Below are 19,047 nucleotides of genomic sequence, written 5' to 3'. Positions count from 1 at the left end.
AACCTGTTAAGGTCGAGACTTCCAAAGTGGAACCTGTTAAGGTCGAGACTTCCAAAGTGGAACCTGTTAAACTGGACGTTCCTGTTGATCTTACTTTATATAATGAACGTTTTCAGAAACATTATGATGAGTTGAAATGGTTATATTGCGAATTATATCAGGATCGTGATGATGTCATGACCTATCTGCATGATCTTACTTCTAATATGGAAGCTTTCTATAACAGCAGAAATTCAGCATTAAAGGCATCTGATAAAAAGCGTGAGGCTGATCCGGACTGGTATAAACGCAATGACCTTGTAGGCATGATGATGTATGTAAACAATTTTGCACATACTTTAAAAGGTCTGGAGGAACATCTGGATTATGTGGAAGAATGCAATGTCAATTATCTTCATCTGATGCCTCTGCTCGCATCTCCGAAAGGAAAAAGTGACGGTGGTTACGCAGTAGCTGATTTCCGCACAGTACAGCCTGAGCTTGGTACTATGGAGGACTTTTCAGAGCTTACCTCCAAATGCCATGAACGCGGCATCAACATCTGCCTTGATTTCGTTATGAACCATACTTCCGAAGAGCATGAATGGGCGAAACGGGCACGCGCAGGTGAAAAAGAATACCAGGACCGTTATTTCTTCTTTGATACCTACGATGTTCCTGCTCTCTATGAGAAGACCTGTCCACAGGTATTCCCAACTACCGCACCGGGCAACTTTACATGGCTGGATGACCTTCACAAGCATGTCATGACTACTTTCTATCCATACCAGTGGGATTTAAACTACAGAAATCCTGTTGTGTTTAACGAAATGGTCTACAATATGTTATATCTGGCAAACCAGGGTGTTGACATCGTGCGTCTCGATGCAGTTCCTTATATCTGGAAACAGCTTGGAACAAACTGCCGCAACCTGCCACAGGTTCACACCATCGTACGTATGATGCGTATGATCTGCGAGATTGTGTGCCCGGGAGTCCTTCTTCTCGGAGAGGTTGTCATGGCTCCTGAAAAAGTTGTTCCATATTTCGGTACACTTGAAAAACCGGAATGCCATATCCTGTACAACGTTACTACTATGGCAAGCACCTGGCACACAGTTGCAACCAAAGATGTATCTCTGCTCCGCCGTCAGCTTGATATTCTGGGATCTCTTCCAAAAGAGTATATCTTCCAGAATTATCTGCGCTGCCATGATGATATTGGCTGGGGACTGGATTATGATTTCCTGAAGAATTTTTCAATCGATGAGGTTTCTCATAAGAAATTCCTGAATGATTTCTTTACAGGCAAATATCCGGATACATTTGGCCGCGGTGAACTTTACAATGATGACCCACGTCTGGGTGATGCAAGACTTTGTGGTACTACCGCATCTCTGTGCGGCATTGAGAAATATGGTTTTGAAGGAAATGTAGCTGGTATTGACAGAAGTGTGCGCTATGACATCACACTTCATGCATTTATGCTTTCCCAGTCAGGTATCCCTGTAATCTACAGCGGAGATGAGATTGGTCAGGTAAACGACTATTCTTATAAAGATGATCCTGACAAGGCAGTTGATTCCCGCTATCTCCACAGAGGAGAATTCAACTGGTCACTTGCTCCAAACAGAAATATCGCAGATACAGTACAGGGAAAACTTTTCCATGCACTGGATCATCTGGAACATATCAGAAGTTCACACAGCGTTTTTGATACAACAGCTGATCTTCGTACAATCGATACCTGGGATTCTTCTATCCTTGCGATCGTACGCGAAAATGCAGAGGAGAAATTCATCGGAATCTATAACTTCAGCGATCAGGATAAGGTTGCATGGATCAACGAAGATGACGGCATATACACTGATCTTATCTCAGGACATGAGATGGAAGCTAAAGGTGTTATGATCCCTGCATTTGGATGCTTCTGGCTGTGCAGAAAAAAATAAACCATTAATCTGCATAACGCAGATTGCATAATGCAAACGAGGACAATCTGCATATTTTACAGATTGTCCTCGTTTTTTACTTCTGGACTCTTTCCAAAAATCTTGCAAAAAATCCCTTATTTTCATCTTCTCTGTCCAGTGACTTCTCATAAATCCTCCTGATCCATTCTGTAATAGTTTCGATCAGGATTGGAGAGAATGTCATCAGTACAAATACCAAAATGATCATTCCAAACTCCAGAGAACCCAGTGTCAACAAATCCTGCAATACAACCGCACTTATAAAAAATGCAAACTGCATTCCATAAATGATCACTTTTCTGTATGTGTTCAGCGGCGAATAAACTGTACGCAGTGCAGACATATAGTTCCACCCTGTAACCAGAACACAGGCTGTATTAAGCATGACGTTGGAATGATATACACCCTGACAGACCAGCATGATCGTAAATACACATCCTGTAATGGTTACTGCCGCAGGAAATGCATTCATAAATACATGCCTCAGGAATGTATGGTCAATCTTATTGTAATTATTTTCCTGTGTCAGAAGAAATGTGGGAATTCCCACTGCGCAGGCACTGATCAGTGACATCTGGATTGGTTCAAAGGGATATGCATCTCCAAAGAAAATTGTGATCAGTGACAGCAGAACAGAAAAAATCGTTTTGATCAGAAACATGGATGCTGCACTTCTGATATTATTCACAACACGTCGACCCTGATTTACAATATGAGGCATTGCCCCGAAATTAGAGTCAAGAAGAACGACATTTGCAATATTTTTGGCTGCATCACTTCCTGCTGCCATGGCAATGCTGCAGTCTGCTTCCTTGAGTGCAAGCACGTCATTTACACCATCACCGGTCATTGCAACTGTGTGTTTCTGTGACTGAAGTGCCTGTACCATCTCTTTCTTCTGTTGTGGCGTTACACGCCCGAATACACTGCACTCTGCAACTGCACTCTGCATTTCTTCCGGAGTTTTAATCGTTGTTGCATCGATATAATGATCTGCATTTTTCAGTCCTGCTTTCTTTGCGATTGCAGAGACAGTCACAGGATCATCTCCTGAGATAACTTTAAGATCAACTCCCTGGCTATCAAAAAAAGCCAGAGTATCCGGTGCTTCCTCACGTATCACGTCAGTGATGAGAAACAGTCCCAACGGTTCAAGTCCTGTCGGGCGTTCCGTTCCTTTTGTCTCCTGTTCACTGTGAGCCAGAACAAGGATACGGTATCCCTCCTGTGCGTAACTGCTGCAATGTTCCAGAAGTTCTTCATTTCCTTCCGGAAAAAGGAACTGTGCAGCTCCCATCAGATAAGTTCCTCTTCCTTCAAAAACAGCACCACTGTATTTCCTGTCTGAGGAGAAAGGAATGGCATGGATCAGTTTCAGGTCACTTCTTGAAGGAAAGCGCTTTCTCAGCGCATCTGCTGTTGCATTCTGATCATGAAGAACTGACATCATATTTCCCATAACGTGGTCAATTTCCTGAAATTTCTGTCTTTCTTCCTGAGATACCGTTTCTGAATTTACTGTTTCCTGTATCTGTCCGTTTTCCTTCTCTGCTGATACCGCAACCTCCGTTTTTAATGCTGACACACTCTGAACAGGCTCCCCTGTTTCCGGATCAAATTTTACTGTATGTTGTACAACAGTTGTCTGTGCTGTATCATACAACTGCACATCTTCAACCTTCATGGTACCTTCTGTGATCGTACCGGTCTTATCCAAACAGAGCGTGTCAACTCTCGCCAGTGTTTCAATGCAGTAGAGTTCCTGCACCAGTGTCTTTTTGGTGGCAAGAACCATGGAACCCAGTGTCAGTGCCACACTTGTCAGAAGCACCAGACCTTCCGGAATCATTCCAAGTACTGCGGCAACCATATTTACCACAGAATCTTTCAGTGTATCCCCTACAATTACATACTGCTTATAAAACAGCATCGCGCCAATGGGCACGATAATGATACTGATTACTTTCAGAATCGCATTCAGGGAATTACGCAGTTCTGAATTATGGCGTTTAAATTCCTTTGCCTCACTTGTAATCTGCGATGCATAATTGTCTTTTCCAACATGGATGACCTGGCAACAGGCTTCCCCCGATGTCACAAAACTTCCTGAAAAAAGTTCGTCTCCCCGGTTTTTGGACAGGTTATCCGATTCACCTGTCAGCAGGGACTCATTTACTTCTACGGTTCCCTCCAGCACCTTTACGTCAGCAGGAACCTGATCTCCTGTTTTCAAGAAAATCAGATCATCCAGCACCAGTTTCTCTGTTGAAATACTCCACTTCTTTCCCTCACGTAAAACTACCGTTTTACTCTCTGTAAGGATAGCAAGTTTGTCAATAGTCTTCTTTGCCCTGACTTCCTGAATAATACCTATCACTGTGTTGATCAGAATGATTCCCATAAACATGGAATTTTTATAAGATCTCACAAACAGCACCAGAACAAGCAGTACAATATTTAAAAAGTTAAAAAACGTAAGAGTGTTTTCCAAAATAATCTGCTTGTAGGTTCTGGTATTCGGGTTCTCGTTGACATTAACTTTTCCTTCTGCAATCCTCTCCTGCACCTGTTCATTTGTAAGTCCTGTCATTTCTACCTCCTGCAGAAAATATTTATAGCAGCATCATATAATAAAAATTACGGGAACTGCTTCATAAAATACCTTTCGTCCCTGATATCATATAATACCATAATATAAAGTACAGGGCAGATGATGAGTATCACCCGCCCCTTCTCTATAAATAACGATTTCAGATTACAAACAGATTCAGATTTTTTGCTAAGATCAATATTCTTCTTCCTCTGCTTCTTCGCCTTCGTGAATATCAGACTTTGGTTTCTTAAGACCTTTGATCTCAATATGATGCTTCTGTGCATAATCCCACAAAGCCGCATGGATTGCTTCTTCTGCAAGCAGGGAGCAGTGTACTTTTACAGGCGGAAGTCCGTCCAGAGCTTCCATAACTGCCTTGTTTGTAACTTCCATAGCTTCTTCGATGGTTTTTCCCATTACCATCTCTGTTGCCATACTGCTGGTTGCAACTGCTGCACCACATCCGAATGTTTTGAATTTGCAGTCTTTGATGATATGTGTTTCATCATCGATATCAAGAAAAATTCTCATGATATCACCACATTTTGCATTTCCTACTGTACCTACGCCACTTGCGTTCTCTATTTCTCCAACATTACGCGGATGCTGAAAATGATCCATTACTTTCTCACTGTAAGCCATTTGTATTTCCTCCTGTTATCCTGACTTTCTTTATATTAACATTGAGCCTGTTTTATTATTTATTCTGTTTCTTCATGAAATCTTCATATAATGGAGACATACTTCTTAAGTGTGCCACGATTTCTTTCAGTCTGTCTGCTGTGAAATCAACGTCTTCCATTGTTGTTTCTTCACTGAGTGTCATACGCAGAGAGCCATGTGCAATCTCATGAGGCAGTCCAATCGCCAGAAGTACATGTGACGGATCAAGAGAACCTGATGTACATGCAGATCCGCTGGATGCACAGATTCCGTAATTATCAAGCATGAGCAGAAGAGATTCGCCTTCTACAAACCGGAAGCTGACATTTACGTTATTCGGAAGACGTTTTACACGGTCGCCGTTTACTTTTACATAAGGAATCTCTGTTTCAATTCTGTGGATCAGATGATCTCTGATAGCGATTTCTTTCTCAGTACGTTCTTTCATGGAAGCATTTGCACGCGCTGCCGCCGCACCATATCCAACAATTCCCGGCACATTCTCTGTACCTGCACGACGCTTGCGTTCCTGTGCACCACCATGTACGAAAGAACGGATCTTAACACCTTTACGAATGTAGAGGAAACCAATTCCCTTTGGTCCGTTGATCTTGTGTCCGCTGGAGCTCAACATATCAATGTTGCATTCGTCGACATTGATTGGAACCTGACAGAATGCCTGAACAGCATCTGTGTGGAAAAGCACTCCATGCTCTTTTGCGATACGTCCGATTTCTTTGATTGGCTGGATAGAACCAATCTCGTTATTTGCAAACATTACTGAAATCAGGATTGTCTCCGGTGTAATTGCCTTCTCAAGTTCATCCAGTTTTACAATACCGTTCTCGTCTACATCTACATATGTGATCTTTGCACCGCGTTTCTCCAGATATTCACAGGTATGAAGAATTGCATGATGCTCAATCTTTGTTGTGATAATGTGATTTCCTTTTGATTTATATGCCTCAAAGGTAGCCTTCAGAGCCCAGTTATCAGACTCAGAACCACCTGCTGTGAAATAAATTTCCTCTTTTTTTGCACCAAGAACTTCTGCAATCTGCTCTCTTCCTTTGGTGATTGCTTCCTTGCTCTTACCTGCAAAATCATAAATACTGGACGGGTTGCCATAATATTCTGAAAAATATGGCAGCATTGCCTGGACAACCTCCGGTGCTGTTTTAGTTGTTGCCGCATTGTCCAGATAAATCATTTTTCCCATTTTCTTGTCCTCCTGTTTTATTTAAGTATGTCCGGTACATTTTCTTTCATGCCCTGACTTCCCATTTTTTCTTCATGTACTCTTCTGCTTTCCTCAATCAGTTGACCAAGCATCAGGGTATCAACAGCATTTGTAATACTGTCATTGATTCTCTTCCAGACGAGTTTCGCCACGCATACATCACTGCCATGGCAGGTTCCGTCATTCTCAATCCCGGGACAGGCTGCTGCTTCCAGACTGCCTTCCAGCACGCGCAGAACTTCACCGACTGAAATCTCATCTGCTGGCTTGCCAAGCTGGTATCCACCGTAAGCCCCTCTGCTGCTCTTTACCAGACCGGCCTTCTTAAGCATGGCCATAAGCTGTTCAAGGTAGCTTGTGGAGATATCCTGTCTCTCCGCAATGCTCTGTAAAGATATCGCTTCATTCTCACTGTGTAAACCCAGATCTATCAGTGCTTTCAAACCATAACGGGCTCTTGTTGAGAGTTTCATTTTCTCACCTCGTTTTTAATTCCCAGTGTTTCCCTCGGATTTCATGATTACTTTACCAGAAAGAAACAGTTCTGTCAAGGCTGTTTTGTTCATATATTGCTGTAAAAGCGTTTTTGCAGGTTACTGTTTTTGATTAAAAACAATCTGCTGCGCATGAAAAAGGTCCGGATTTTCCATTATGTCAAAAAAAATTTTTATCAAAGGAACTCTGCTGCTTACATTCGCCGGTCTGCTCAGCAGACTTATGGGGTTCTTTTACAGAATATTCCTGTCACACACGATTGGTGCACATGGACTTGGAATTTTTCAGCTTGTACTTCCGCTGCAGCTTCTGATTATGTCCATCTGTGCTTCCGGTATCCAGACTGCAATCTCCCGTCTCACTGCTGCCGAAAAGGTTTCTGAAAATCCCAGATACCATACCGCAGATTATTTTGTCGTAGGAACTATATTCTCTGTCTCTTTCTCCCTGGTATTCTCCTGGTTTCTGTACAGACATGCAGATTTCTGGGCTGTACAGATTCTGAAAGAGCCACAGACTTCCGGACTGATACGGATTCTGTCTCTGAGTATTCCGCTAAGCACACTCCACACTTGCGTCAACAGCTATTATTTTGGCAGAAAACAGGCCGGGTTTCCCGCAGGAGTCCAGCTTCTGGAGCAGCTTTTCCGCACAGGCGGCTGTTATCTCCTGTATATGATCTGTGTGTCACAGGGGCAAAACATCACCCCGGCAATCGCAGTTGGCGGAAATCTCATCGGTGAAACAGCCTCAGCTTTTATTTCTGTTTTTGCTGTCAGTATGCATTTTAAGGTAACTCATTACACGGCCCGGAATATCAGAACGCCTCTGTCCATTCTCAGAGAACTGCTGCATCTTTCTGTTCCTCTTACCATGAACAAAATACTGCTTACCCTTCTGGGAAGTGTTGAAGTGATCCTGATACCGACAAGACTGCAGATGTCAGGGCTTACTCCGAAAGATTCCCTGAGTGTTTACGGAATTTTTACAGGGATGGCACTTCCACTTATTCTTTTCCCTGCTACACTCACAAACTCGGCAGCAACCATGCTGCTCCCGTCAATTACCCAGTTGCAGGTTCTGGGATATCAAAAGCAGATTCAATATGTGATCGGCAGGATTTTCCGATACTGCCTGCTGCTCGGTGGATTTTGCATGGTTATTTTTTTATTTCTGGGAGAATCCCTTGGAAATTTTCTGTTTCACAGCCGGACAGCCGGAATCTATATCCATACCATGTCCTATATCTGTCCTTTTCTGTACCTGAATACAACACTCAGCAGCGTACTCAACGGTCTTGGAAAACCCGGATTCTGCCTGATACACAGCGTGATCAGTGTCTGTATCCGTATCTTTTTTGTACTGTTCGTAATCCCGATTCTGGGAATCCGGGGATACCTGTACGGGATTCTCTGCAGCGAACTGATTCTTTGCATCCTGCATAGCTTCAGGGTACTGCAAAGTCATCCGAAAATATTTTGACTATCGACATTCGGATAAGAATGGTTTATAATAAATCCCGAAAAAGCAACACAAATAGACACAAAGGAGATATTACCATGGGATTCGATTTTATCAAGAAATTACCAACCCCTGAAGAAATCCGTAATCAGTATCCCATTGATGCTGAAATTCAGGCGATTAAAGATACAAGAGATAAGGAACTGCGTGATGTTTTTACCGGAAAATCTGATAAATTCCTTGCAATCATCGGTCCTTGTTCAGCAGATAATGAAGATGCAGTTCTGGACTATCTTACCAGATTACGCAATGTTCAGGAAAAAATAGCTGACAAGGTTCTGATTGTTCCACGTGTTTACACAAACAAACCAAGAACAACAGGAGAAGGCTATAAAGGTATGGTCCACCAGCCGGATCCCGAGAAACAGCCAAACCTTCTTGCTGGACTTGTCGCAATCCGAAAAATGCACATCCATGCAATCCAGACCAGTGGTATGACCTGTGCAGATGAGATGCTTTATCCTGAAAATTACCGTTATCTTTCCGACCTGCTTTCTTATGTGGCAGTAGGTGCACGTTCTGTGGAAGACCAGCAACACCGTCTTACTGTCAGTGGTATGGACGTTCCCGCAGGTATGAAAAACCCGACCAGTGGCGACCTTGCAGTTATGCTCAATTCCGTTGTAGCGGCTCAGGGTGGACATCGGTTTATCTACAGAAGCTGGGAAGTAGAAACCACAGGCAACGAACTGGCTCACACAATTCTCCGCGGTGCTGTAAATAAACACGGGGAAGCAATTCCAAACTATCATTACGAAGATCTTCGTCTCCTCTGGGAAAAATATCAGGAAAAGAACCTGAAGAATCCGGCTGTTATCGTTGATACCAACCACTCCAATTCCAACAAACAGTATGACCAGCAGGTTCGTATTGCAAAAGAGGTTCTCCACAGCCGTCAGGTAGATCCGGAGCTTCACACTCTGGTAAAGGGTCTTATGATTGAAAGTTATATTGAACCGGGAAATCAGAAAATCGGATGTGATCATGTTTACGGAAAATCTATTACTGATCCATGTCTTGGATGGGAAGAATCCGAACGTCTTCTGTATACAATCGCTGAGATGTGTTAAGCAGTCCATAACACAAAAAAGCTTCTATGAGCCAGTCCAACAGGCTATGGAAGCTTTTTTTAATCAGCAATAATAACTTAATTTTTTAATGGCGTGGATGTGTTTTCATATACACATCACGCATTTTATTCATATTCATACCCAGATAAATCTGCGTAGTGGAAATATCGGAATGTCCCAGCATCTCCTGAACGCTTCGTATATCCGCACCATTCTGCAACATATGTACAGCAAAAGAATGCCTCAATGTATGTGGTGCAATATCTCTTTTTATTCCAGCATCGTCAGCATATCCTTTTAGGACTTTCCAGAATCCCTGACGGCTCATTGCTTTCCCCGAGCAATTTGTAAACAATGCTGTTTCTTTCTCATCTTTCACAAAAACAGTTCTGCCGGTTTCCAGATACCGTTCCATAGCTTTCTTGCATGGAATACCAATAGGAATAATCCTCTCTTTTCCACTCTCATTACAGACCACATAGCCAAACTGAAGGTTTACGTCAAAAATCTGCAGATGGAGCATTTCGCTGACCCGCATACCTGTTGCATACAGCAATTCCAGCATTGCCGAATCCCTTATCCCCTTAGGGGTATCCAGCTTCGGTTGTTGAAGTAATTTATCTACTTCTTCTATGGTAAGTATCTCTGGTGCTTTTTTCTCCACCTTCGGAGGTTTCAGATTATCTGCAGGATCCTCTGCGATTGCGCCCTCCTTCCAAAGATACTGAAAAAATGCTCTCATAGAGGCAACGCTTCTAGAAATAGAAGATGACGCAAATTTCTCACGTTCCATGTAACTGATATATCCCTCAAGTTCAAGCTCTTTCACATCCTTATAATTTCTGATTCCCCTCTCCTTCAGAAATTCCGCCATTTTTTTCAGATCTCTCTGGTAAGAGATTTCTGTATTTGCTGATGTCTTTTTTGTATTATGCAGATATGTAATAAATTCCCTTATCTCTATGTCCATATTCTCCGCTTCCCATTTCCTTTAATAAAAATATCCGCTTCTCTGTAAATTCTGCGATCAGATAAAAAATCATCCTCCCCGCATTTTATCAGGACAAGAATCCTACTCTTCTCCGATAAATGTATATGTATTATACTGTTTATTTTACATAAAATCAAACCTTTTTTTCAACGCAAACCCCTGTATTTCAGGCTTCTTCGACCCAAAACACCATATGTCGGAGATTTTATGACAACCAATACTAAATATAGTAAATGAACTATTCAAAAAATTTTTATATACTCCAATATGATACCAATAACCAGAGGATTCACATAACATTCAATAAGCATTCCAAACAGATATCCCACCGATGCAATACCCACTTTCTTAAGATATATACTTATTTTTCCGGAGAGCAGTCCTCTGTTCTTCCATATGTCTGATGACATGAACCATTCCTGCTCCAGAGAGTACAGCCAGATCGGAATATAAAACAGATATTGCGGCAGCAAAAGCCCCATACCAATCACACCGCCTGCAAATCCAAATTCCAGTATGGAAACAGTCATGATCATACCTGCATACAATCCCGATCCCAGAAGTGTTATAACGGCAAGAGGTGCACCAAAAACCGAAAATCCACAAATCACATTCAACAGATAAAAAGAACCTCTGTATTTTAATATTTCTTTCAGATATTCCAGACTGCCTGTGTCTCTTCCTGCAAATGTACTCAGAAAATATACAGATGCCCATGTTTTCTGCTGCCATTTTGCCCTCCAGATCATATTCGGTATCAGGTTTCCTGCCAGAAATCCAACCAGAAATAAAATAAGTGCAGGAAATTTTTTTACCTCTGTTCTGTTTTTTTTCATTCTATCACCCTGTACCAGTTTACTGATAATTTCTCAGAAGTATGCCTGTCTTTGCAGGAAAGAATTTACACAAAAAAACTGCACAGACTGTATAAATACAATCTGCACAGTTTATATCTGCAAAGAACTGTCCATGATAGTTCACAGAATGAACAATCATATTATTTCGCATAGTCAATCGCTCTGCTTTCACGTATTACGTTGACTTTAATCTGACCAGGATATTCAAGTTCCGCTTCAATCTGTTTCGCAATATCACGCGCAAGGAGAACCATATCTGCATCATTGACATGCTCCGGCACTACCATTACACGTATTTCTCTTCCCGCCTGAATAGCAAAAGATTTATCAACGCCTTTAAACTGGTTCGTAATATCCTCCAGTTGTTTCAGACGATTTGTATAAGTTTCCAGAGTTTCCCTTCTTGCACCAGGTCTCGCCGCTGAAATAGCATCAGCAGCCTGTACAATACATGCGATCAGAGATTCTGGTTCGCAGTCGCCATGATGAGATGCGACTGTATTGATAACAATCTGGGATTCCTTATACTTCTTACAGAGATCCACACCGATCTGAATATGAGATCCTTCTACTTCATGATCGATAGATTTACCAATATCATGAAGAAGACCTGCTCTCTTAGCCATACGGACATCTACGCCAACCTCGCCGGCCAGCATTCCGGATAACTGAGCTACCTCAATAGAATGTCTTAGAGCATTCTGTCCATAACTTGAACGGAATTTCATACGTCCAAGAAGTTTCAGCAATTCAGGATGAATGCCATGAACTCCAACATCCATAGCAGCATTCTCACCATCTTCACGAATCTGCGCTTCTACTTCCCTCTGGGCCTTCTCAACCATCTCTTCGATTCTGGCCGGATGAATACGTCCATCTACGATCAGTTTCTCAAGAGCCACACGCGCAACTTCACGACGGATCGGATCAAAGGCAGACAACACAACTGCTTCCGGAGTATCATCAATAATAAGATCTACACCTGTCAGCGTCTCAAGAGTACGGATATTACGACCTTCACGACCGATAATCCTTCCCTTCATCTCATCACTTGGAAGCTGAACAACAGAAATAGTAGTTTCAGCTACATGGTCAACTGCACATTTCTGAATGGCATTGACAACATATTCCTTAGCTTTCTTACCTGCCTCTTCCTTTGCCCTGCTTTCCAGTTCTCTGTAAAGTCTGGCTACATCCACTTTTACATCATCTTCAACAGATCTGAGTAATTCTTCTTTTGCCTGTTCGGAGGTCAGACCTGAAACTCGTTCCAGTTCCTGTACTCCTTTTTGCTCAAGTTCTTCTACCCGTTTTTCTTTTTTCTGCACCTCAGCTGCTCTCGCTGTACATTCCGCTTCACGCTTCTCAACTGCATCTGCTTTCTTGTCAACCGCGGATTCTTTTGCTAATACACGGTTTTCATATTTCTGCAGTTCGTTTCTTCGTTCCTTGGTTTCTTTCTCCAGTTCATTTTTTGTGCGGAGAGATTCTTCCTTCACTTCCAATAAAGCTTCTCTTTTTTTAGTCTCGGCTGTTTTCAGAGCTTCATCTATGATGCTTCTTGCTTTGTCTTCTGCTGTCCCAACAATCTCAGCATCCTTCTGGATTTTATTGTTCACAGCAACTTTGCAAGTAACAGGAACTGCAATAAGTAGCGCGACTACCACAGCGACAATTGCAACAATAATTGTTGTTGTCACAGGAGCACCTCCTTATTTAGTTTTCATTGTACAAATACAACAATACAAGTTTATCTTTTTTTCATAGTTATGTCAAGTTTTTCAGGGTAATTGTTTGAATATTTTTCCCATATATATGCAGACATCTTACAGAACGATGATATACACTACACTTCATCAGTGTGTGCAATCCTGATATTCATATTTCCAAGAATATCTGTAATATCCGAATACCCAAATCCTCTCCTTATGAGATAGCCATAGAGTCGACGCATTGCTTTCTCATCCAATTCGGTATCTGGCGGATATTTCTTTTCTACAACACGATAAAGTATTTCCTTTTCGTCAGGCATATTTAAGGCAGTTTCTTCCTCCCATGCCTTTACTGCTGTTTCCCTGTCTATTCCTTTTCCCATCAATTCCTGAATGATCTTCTGTCTGCTCTTTGTATCCATTCTGTATGCAATATAGGTTCTGGCATATCGTTCATCATCTATATATCCATAGGATTCTACATATGCCAGAGCGTAATCAATTGCCGGCGGAGCAAAACCGGCCTGACGCATCTTCTCTCTCAATCCTCGTTCTGTCCGATCCATATGTTCTAAGAGACGCATGGCTTTACGCCTTGCGTCTCTGTATTCTTCAGGTTCTTCTGTTAAATTTTTCTGTTGTTTCTGTACAGTCTTTCTCTTTAAAGCCTCTGCATTCCTGAGAAATTCTCTCAGATCTCCGGACGAATTCCCCATAATCATTCCTCAGAATCATCCGATGTGGCACCTGCCGTCGGTGCTACCTCTTCGGTCTGTCCTTCTTCACCTGGAAGAAGATGATAATGGATTCTGACCTGTTTCTCAATCTCATCACAGATATCTGTATGCTCTTTCAGGAAAATTTTCGCATTCTCACGTCCTTGTCCGATTTTGTCTCCGTTATATGCGTACCATGCACCGCTCTTATTTACAATTCCGCATTCTGCTGCCAGATCAAGAATATCTCCCTCTTTGGAAATACCGGTTCCGAACATAATATCAAATTCTGCCTGTTTAAATGGCGGAGCCACCTTATTCTTCACAACTTTGATCCTGGTGTGGTTTCCGACCATCTCACCACCCTGTTTCAGTGTCTCTACTCTGCGGACATCCATACGGATAGATGAATAGAATTTCAAGGCACGTCCACCTGTCGTTGTCTCAGGATTTCCAAACATAACTCCAACCTTCTCACGAAGCTGGTTGATAAAGATAACTACACAATTAGATTTACTGATCACTGCTGTAAGTTTTCGGAGAGCCTGTGACATCAGTCTGGCCTGAAGACCTACATGACTGTCACCCATATCTCCGTCAATCTCTGCTTTTGGCACAAGTGCTGCAACAGAGTCAACGATCACAATATCCACTGCACCGGAACGTACCATAGTTTCTGTGATCTCAAGTGCCTGTTCTCCGTTGTCCGGCTGTGATATGTATAAATTATCGATATCTACACCGATATTTTTCGCATAAATAGGATCTAAAGCATGTTCTGCATCAATAAATCCGGCAATGCCGCCTCGTTTCTGCACTTCCGCAACCATGTGAAGTGCAACGGTTGTCTTACCACTGGATTCCGGTCCATAAATCTCGATGATACGTCCCTTGGGGACACCACCTACTCCAAGTGCAATATCAAGGCTCAAAGATCCGGTGGGAACTGTCTCCACCTGCATGTTAGCTCCGGATTCCCCGAGTTTCATGACTGATCCTTTCCCATAATGTTTCTCAATCTGTCCAAGCGCTGCTTCCAATGCTTTCTGCTTTTCTTCATTTATCATTTATTTTAATCTCCTTCAGCCCTTCAAGAACTTATGTTCGTTTTCTATTCATTATAGTATTATACTTCCTGTCAAATGTCAAGCTTTTTATTCTGCCTATAGCAATTCCATAAAATAATACAATCAAGACAGTTCAGCAGAGTACGAAGGACAAGGAAGATATCTGCAGGCGTACTGACGCAGGACTTCACGCTATGATGGACTGGATTGTTTGCAGTAATTTATGGAATTGCTATAAATATGCTTTTGCAGGTTACCATAACAGTAAAAGCAGGAAATGTGCTTTTTTACATTCCCTGCTCTTTCGTAATGTTTAATATTTATTTATGACAATCCTGTTCTATTTATCACCGATCAGCCAGTTGTACATTTCTTCATACTGACGTGCGGAATTACCCCATGAGAAATCAGCCGCCATAGCGCGGTCAACCATTTTATTCCACTCACGTTTCTTATCATAGTAGATTCTCTCTGCATTGCGCACTGTTGCCAGCATCTCATGCGCATTGTAATTTCTAAAAGAAAATCCTGTTCCTGTTCCTTCGTATTCGTTATAAGGTACGACTGTATCTTTCAGTCCGCCTGTCTCTCTGACGATCGGAAGTGTTCCGTAACGGAGACTCATTAACTGACTTAAGCCGCATGGTTCAAATAAGGACGGCATCAGAAATGCATCTGCTGATGCATAAATACGGTGAGACATTTTCTCATCATAATAAATCTGCGCAGATACTTTTCCATGATATTTCCAGTCAAAGTGACGGAACATATTCTCATAGCGTTCATCACCGGTTCCAAGAACCACAAGCTGTATCGCATCCTGACATAACTCATCCATCACATATGCGATCAGATCAAATCCTTTCTGATCTGTCAGTCGTGATACAATACCGATCATCATTGTCTTCGGATCTTCCTGTAATCCAAGATCTCTCTGCAATTGAAGTTTGTTCTTAACCTTTTCTTTTCTGAAAGTTGTTGCATTGTAGGTCTTTGTAATATACCGGTCTGTTTCAGGATTAAATTCATTGTAATCAATACCATTCACAATTCCCCGCAGACTGTTTGCGCGGGCACACATCAGACCGTCCAGTTTTTCACCATAGAATGGTGTTTTGATTTCCTCTGCATAAGTATTACTTACAGTAGTGACTGCGTCTGCAAACACGATACCGCCCTTCAGATAGTTGGCATCTTTATATGCTTCCAGTTTGTCTGCTGTAAAGTAATAATCGGACAGTCCTGTGATATTCTTGATTGTCTGGACATCCCATACACCCTGGAATTTAAGATTATGTATAGTCATGATCGTCTTTATATTCCAGAAAAATTCATTCTGCTGGAAGCTGTCATGCAGATATACAGGAACAAGTCCCGTCTGCCAGTCATGACAGTGTATAATATCCGGTCTGAATCCGATAACCGGAAGGACTGACAGCACAGCTTTGGAGAAGAATGCGAATTTCTCCAGATCCCATGTTCCGCCGTCATATGGTTTCGGTCCGCTGAAATAATATTCATTATCAATAAAATAAAACTGAATTCCTTCATACTCCATATGCATGATTCCCACATAGCAGTTCTTGTATCCAAAATCCATGTAGAAATGTGTGATGTAATTCATTTTATCTTTCCATTCCTGTTTCATACAGGCATATTTCGGTAAGATCACACGAATATCAAAATATCTCTTATCAAAATATTTCGGCAATGAACCAGCTACATCTGCCAGACCTCCTGTTTTGATAAATGGTACAGCTTCAGATGTTGCAAATAAAATATTTTTCATGCGAAAAACCCTCCTTGGTAGCCTTTATTGAATAATTATACTCCAAAATACGGCTATTGGAAAGAACGATTTTTATATTCCAGTCTGATTTTATCTGCGATCAGGGCAATAAATTCTGAATTTGTAGGTTTTCCCTTTCCTGTGCTGACTGTGTAACCGAATAATTCATCTATTGTATCCATTTTTCCTCTGCTCCAGGCAACTTCAATGGCATGTCTGATAGCCCGTTCTACTCTGCTGGCTGTTGTCTGGTGTTTCTTTGCAATAGTGGGATACAGTATCTTGGTAATGGAATTGAGCATCTCCATGTCATTGACCGAGAGGATAATGGCATCTCTCAAATACTGGTATCCTTTAATATGTGCAGGTACTCCTACCTCATGAATGATATTTGTTACGTCTGTTTCCAGATTTCTTACAGGTACCGGATTATCTTCTGTTCTTTCAGGCTTGCGGCTGAGCTGACGCATTCTCCTCTCACCGGCTCTGCGCACATGTTTAATACGGTTGAGGAGCATCTGGTTGTCAAAGGGCTTCAGAATATAATAATCCGCCCCGAGATTAAATGCATTTTCCGTAATACGCTCCTGTCCGACTGCAGAAACTACAATAAATGCCGGGATCTTTTTGAGACTTTTGTCATGGGCAAATTTCTCCATCACTGCCAGTCCGTCCATTTTCGGCATAATAATGTCCAGAACCACAACATCCGGTTCTTTTTCGCGTATAATATTACAGATTTCTTCTCCATTATGCGCTTTTCCCACAAGTTCCAGATCTTTGTCTTCTTCTATAATCTGACCAAGTACTTCCACCATTTTCTCATTATCATCTGCAACTGCCACATTTAATTTTTCCATAAGGTTCACTCCTCCCCAATTCTTCAATAAATCTCTTTTCTTTTTCAGTTCATTACATATTATAGAGGAATGATTACGGAAAAATCAAGACGCAGAGGGAAATTTGTCCTATTTTATGTCGACATATTAAGCGCTTGTTTTTCCCAAATTTCCATTTTTCTCCAACATCCGATATTTTTCGACAGCAATCAGATTTTCATTTCACATTCTGAAAATCAGTTAAAAGAGTCTTTTTTGTATTTTTCAGCATATTTTCAATAAAGATTCCATATCCGCTGGAGGCATCCTGGACAAATACATGGGTTACCGCACCAATTACTTTTCCATTCTGGATAACCGGGCTGCCACTCAGTCCCTGAACAATTCCGCCTGTAGCTTCCAACAATTCTTCATCTGTCACCTGTATTACAAAACTTTTGTTGGTATCCTCATGATTTAAATCTATTTTTCTGATCTTTGCATCATATTCTCTGACCTGTCCATCTGTGCAGCAGAGGATTGTGGCAGGTCCGGGTTTTACTTCCTGTTTATACGCAATCGACATTTTTTTCAAAGTGATCGTATCATCTGCAATCCCGGTGAACTGACCATAAATTCCGTTTCTGCTGTTTACTTCGATAGTTCCAAGAATATTTCTGTTATCATAGCAGATGTATCCTGCAAGTTCGCCGGGATTGCCCTTGCTTCCCTTGTTAATCGCAAGAATCCGGGCTTTATACAAAGCTCCGTTTCGGATATTCAGAAGCTGGGCTGTGTCAATATCGCTGATTCCATGACCAAGGGCACCATAATTACCATTCTGATCTACGTAGGTAAGTGTTCCTATTCCCTGCGTGTCATCTCTTACCCAGATTCCAAGTTTATAGTCTCCTTTTTTATCTTTTACAGGAGTTACTGATACAGGAATACTCTCTCCTTTGCGGCTTATCCCCAGTGTAACTTCGCTGCCATCAAATTCTGAGATGTCATCTATCAGTTCTCTTTTTGTGGAGATTTTTTCGCCGTTAAATGAGATAATATAATCTCCCTGTCTGATAATATTTCTCGCAGGCTCCTCTGTCTCACCATTCCGATTCTGAATCTCACCGGTATCAATCACCAGAACACCTTCTGTTTGCATATAAATTCCTATAGTGCTTCCGCTGACATAAACTTCCTGATCATCTGCAGGTGTTACTTTTATTTCCTTAAATGGAATATAACCCAAAAGTTTACAGGGCAGAATATAGCCTCCATCCTGTGAAACAGTGACTGCTTCTTCAAATGTAACAAGCGGTGTTGACAAAACTTCTGTGACATCTTCTGTTTTTCTGCCTCTGGGAATCTGAATTTCGTCAGGTATCTTTCTGTCCAGATATCTGTAACCTGATATCATTATCACCAACAGATCCAGCACAAGACAACAGATAACAAAAAATCTGTATTTTCTTTTGTTCATTGTTATGCACATCCTTTCATTCTATATTTATGAAATTCTGCAACTGTAGAATTGCTACAGAACACTTCCCATCACAGCCAACC

At 41.7% G+C, this 19,047-nt stretch carries 15 protein-coding genes; 3 read left to right on the top strand and 12 right to left on the bottom strand.

What is annotated here, in order from left to right:
• Nucleotides 1–56: 56 nt before the first annotated feature.
• Nucleotides 57–1,931 (top strand): amylosucrase, encoded by a 1,875-nt coding sequence (locus tag G4417_RS03190; RefSeq protein WP_173682621.1) that lies wholly within the window; start codon nt 57–59, stop codon nt 1,929–1,931.
• 76 nt (nt 1,932–2,007) lie between these two features.
• Here G4417_RS03190 and G4417_RS03185 read toward each other — a convergent pair whose 3' ends face one another.
• The 4 genes from G4417_RS03185 to G4417_RS03170 form a co-directional block, all read right to left on the bottom strand.
• Nucleotides 2,008–4,542: a cation-translocating P-type ATPase gene (locus tag G4417_RS03185; RefSeq protein WP_173682610.1), complete on the bottom strand. Its 2,535-nt coding sequence runs from the start codon at nt 4,540–4,542 to the stop codon at nt 2,008–2,010.
• Nucleotides 4,543–4,737: 195 nt separating this feature from the next.
• On the bottom strand, nt 4,738–5,187 hold the full coding sequence (gene nifU, locus G4417_RS03180) for a Fe-S cluster assembly scaffold protein NifU (protein ID WP_008704067.1): 450 nt from the start codon (nt 5,185–5,187) through the stop codon (nt 4,738–4,740).
• Nucleotides 5,188–5,242: 55 nt separating this feature from the next.
• The gene (nifS, locus tag G4417_RS03175) at nt 5,243–6,427 is read right to left on the bottom strand and encodes a cysteine desulfurase NifS (RefSeq protein ID WP_173682609.1); all 1,185 of its coding nucleotides are present in this window, start codon (nt 6,425–6,427) and stop codon (nt 5,243–5,245) included.
• Nucleotides 6,428–6,444: 17 nt separating this feature from the next.
• Nucleotides 6,445–6,921 carry an RrF2 family transcriptional regulator gene (locus G4417_RS03170; protein ID WP_008704071.1) on the bottom strand — a complete coding sequence of 159 codons (477 nt, stop codon included), beginning with the start codon at nt 6,919–6,921 and terminating at the stop codon, nt 6,445–6,447.
• A gap of 178 nt (nt 6,922–7,099) precedes the next feature.
• Between G4417_RS03170 and G4417_RS03165 the strand changes: the two genes are divergently transcribed.
• Both G4417_RS03165 and G4417_RS03160 read left to right on the top strand, forming a co-directional pair.
• Nucleotides 7,100–8,425, top strand: coding sequence for a polysaccharide biosynthesis protein (locus tag G4417_RS03165; RefSeq protein ID WP_173682608.1), 1,326 nt, complete (start codon nt 7,100–7,102; stop codon nt 8,423–8,425).
• Nucleotides 8,426–8,502: 77 nt separating this feature from the next.
• A complete protein-coding gene (locus G4417_RS03160; protein ID WP_173682607.1) occupies nt 8,503–9,534 on the top strand; it encodes a 3-deoxy-7-phosphoheptulonate synthase in 1,032 nt (343 codons plus the stop codon).
• Between the two features lie 85 nt (nt 9,535–9,619).
• Here G4417_RS03160 and xerD read toward each other — a convergent pair whose 3' ends face one another.
• From xerD to spoIVB, 8 genes are all read right to left on the bottom strand, one after another.
• On the bottom strand, nt 9,620–10,504 hold the full coding sequence (gene xerD / locus G4417_RS03155; protein WP_173682606.1) for a site-specific tyrosine recombinase XerD: 885 nt from the start codon (nt 10,502–10,504) through the stop codon (nt 9,620–9,622).
• Nucleotides 10,505–10,767: 263 nt separating this feature from the next.
• Nucleotides 10,768–11,361 carry a stage II sporulation protein M gene (locus G4417_RS03150; protein WP_173682605.1) on the bottom strand — a complete coding sequence of 198 codons (594 nt, stop codon included), beginning with the start codon at nt 11,359–11,361 and terminating at the stop codon, nt 10,768–10,770.
• 161 nt (nt 11,362–11,522) lie between these two features.
• Nucleotides 11,523–13,082, bottom strand: coding sequence for a ribonuclease Y (gene rny / locus G4417_RS03145; protein ID WP_008704078.1), 1,560 nt, complete (start codon nt 13,080–13,082; stop codon nt 11,523–11,525).
• A gap of 146 nt (nt 13,083–13,228) precedes the next feature.
• On the bottom strand, nt 13,229–13,816 hold the full coding sequence (locus G4417_RS03140) for a regulatory protein RecX (protein WP_173682604.1): 588 nt from the start codon (nt 13,814–13,816) through the stop codon (nt 13,229–13,231).
• The gene (recA, locus tag G4417_RS03135; protein WP_173682603.1) at nt 13,813–14,877 is read right to left on the bottom strand and encodes a recombinase RecA; all 1,065 of its coding nucleotides are present in this window, start codon (nt 14,875–14,877) and stop codon (nt 13,813–13,815) included. Before recA ends, G4417_RS03140 begins: the two co-directional genes overlap by 4 nt.
• Before the next feature lie 340 nt (nt 14,878–15,217).
• Nucleotides 15,218–16,666, bottom strand: a complete 1,449-nt coding sequence (gene glgA / locus G4417_RS03130; protein ID WP_173682602.1) for a glycogen synthase GlgA — start codon at nt 16,664–16,666, stop codon at nt 15,218–15,220.
• 53 nt (nt 16,667–16,719) lie between these two features.
• Complete coding sequence (spo0A, locus tag G4417_RS03125) at nt 16,720–17,526, bottom strand: sporulation transcription factor Spo0A (protein WP_173682601.1); 807 nt, start codon at nt 17,524–17,526, stop codon at nt 16,720–16,722.
• A gap of 196 nt (nt 17,527–17,722) precedes the next feature.
• Complete coding sequence (gene spoIVB, locus G4417_RS03120) at nt 17,723–18,964, bottom strand: SpoIVB peptidase (protein WP_243872055.1); 1,242 nt, start codon at nt 18,962–18,964, stop codon at nt 17,723–17,725.
• Nucleotides 18,965–19,047 lie beyond the last annotated feature (83 nt).

The sequence above is a fragment of the Blautia wexlerae genome, assembly GCF_013300825.1.
GTDB classification, from domain to species: domain Bacteria; phylum Bacillota; class Clostridia; order Lachnospirales; family Lachnospiraceae; genus Blautia_A; species Blautia_A wexlerae_B.
The sequence above is the reverse complement of the archived record's forward strand: the minus strand, read 5'-3'. Positions and strand labels throughout refer to the sequence as shown.

What these genes read in the sequence shown, in the direction of transcription:
- G4417_RS03185 (WP_173682610.1), bottom strand. Translation starts at nt 4,542, where the DNA reads ATGACAGGACTTACAAATGAACAGGTGCAGGAGAGGATTGCAGAAGGA.
- G4417_RS03160 (WP_173682607.1), top strand. Translation starts at nt 8,503, where the DNA reads ATGGGATTCGATTTTATCAAGAAATTACCAACCCCTGAAGAAATCCGT.
- nifU (WP_008704067.1), bottom strand. Translation starts at nt 5,187, where the DNA reads ATGGCTTACAGTGAGAAAGTAATGGATCATTTTCAGCATCCGCGTAAT.
- glgA (WP_173682602.1), bottom strand. Translation starts at nt 16,666, where the DNA reads ATGAAAAATATTTTATTTGCAACATCTGAAGCTGTACCATTTATCAAA.
- xerD (WP_173682606.1), bottom strand. Translation starts at nt 10,504, where the DNA reads ATGGACATAGAGATAAGGGAATTTATTACATATCTGCATAATACAAAA.
- G4417_RS03165 (WP_173682608.1), top strand. Translation starts at nt 7,100, where the DNA reads ATGTCAAAAAAAATTTTTATCAAAGGAACTCTGCTGCTTACATTCGCC.
- spo0A (WP_173682601.1), bottom strand. Translation starts at nt 17,526, where the DNA reads ATGGAAAAATTAAATGTGGCAGTTGCAGATGATAATGAGAAAATGGTG.
- G4417_RS03140 (WP_173682604.1), bottom strand. Translation starts at nt 13,816, where the DNA reads ATGATTATGGGGAATTCGTCCGGAGATCTGAGAGAATTTCTCAGGAAT.
- G4417_RS03150 (WP_173682605.1), bottom strand. Translation starts at nt 11,361, where the DNA reads ATGAAAAAAAACAGAACAGAGGTAAAAAAATTTCCTGCACTTATTTTA.
- spoIVB (WP_243872055.1), bottom strand. Translation starts at nt 18,964, where the DNA reads ATGAACAAAAGAAAATACAGATTTTTTGTTATCTGTTGTCTTGTGCTG.
- recA (WP_173682603.1), bottom strand. Translation starts at nt 14,877, where the DNA reads ATGATAAATGAAGAAAAGCAGAAAGCATTGGAAGCAGCGCTTGGACAG.
- nifS (WP_173682609.1), bottom strand. Translation starts at nt 6,427, where the DNA reads ATGGGAAAAATGATTTATCTGGACAATGCGGCAACAACTAAAACAGCA.
- G4417_RS03170 (WP_008704071.1), bottom strand. Translation starts at nt 6,921, where the DNA reads ATGAAACTCTCAACAAGAGCCCGTTATGGTTTGAAAGCACTGATAGAT.